This window comes from Azospirillum melinis (assembly GCF_013340935.1).
GTDB classification, from domain to species: domain Bacteria; phylum Pseudomonadota; class Alphaproteobacteria; order Azospirillales; family Azospirillaceae; genus Azospirillum; species Azospirillum melinis.
This window is the reverse complement of sequence record NZ_WHOS01000156.1, coordinates 1-590: the sequence shown is the minus strand read 5'-3', so window position 1 is coordinate 590 and position 590 is coordinate 1. Positions and strand designations below refer to the sequence as shown.

Annotated in this window: 1 protein-coding gene; it reads left to right on the top strand. The window is 68.0% G+C overall.

All coding sequences use genetic code 11. From position 1 onward, the window contains the following. A partial coding sequence (locus GBZ48_RS35915; RefSeq protein ID WP_174475382.1) for an ABC transporter ATP-binding protein occupies positions 1-590 on the top strand: 590 nt, incomplete at both ends.

The following is a 590-nucleotide window of genomic DNA, read 5'->3' as shown; positions in this document are numbered from 1 at the left end:
TGCACGGCTTCTACGGCGAGAGCCATGTGCTGCACGGCGTCAGCCTGGAGGTGCGCCAGGGCGAGGTGGTGACGCTGCTGGGCCGCAACGGCGCCGGCAAGACCTCGACCATGCGCGCCATCATGGGCATCATGGGCAAGCGCACCGGCTCGATCCGCTTCCAGGGCACCGAGTTGATCGGCATGGCCCAGCACAGGATCCCGCGGCTCGGCATCGGCTATGTGCCGGAGGAGCGCGGCATCTTCTCCTCGCTCAGCGTGGACGAGAACCTGACGCTGCCGCCGGTGGTCAAGGAGGGCGGCATGACCGTCCCGCAGATTTATGACCTGTTCCCCAACCTGAAGGGCCGTGGGAGCACCCAGGGCACGCGTCTGTCGGGCGGTGAGCAGCAGATGCTGGCCATCGCCCGCATCCTGCGCACCGGCGCCACGCTGATCCTGCTGGATGAGCCGACCGAGGGCCTCGCCCCGGTGATCATCGAGCAGATCGGCGTGGCGGTGCGGGCCTTGAAGCAGCGCGGCTTCACCATCGTGCTGGTCGAGCAGAACTTCCGCTTCGCCGCCCCCATCGCCGACCGCCATTACGTGATG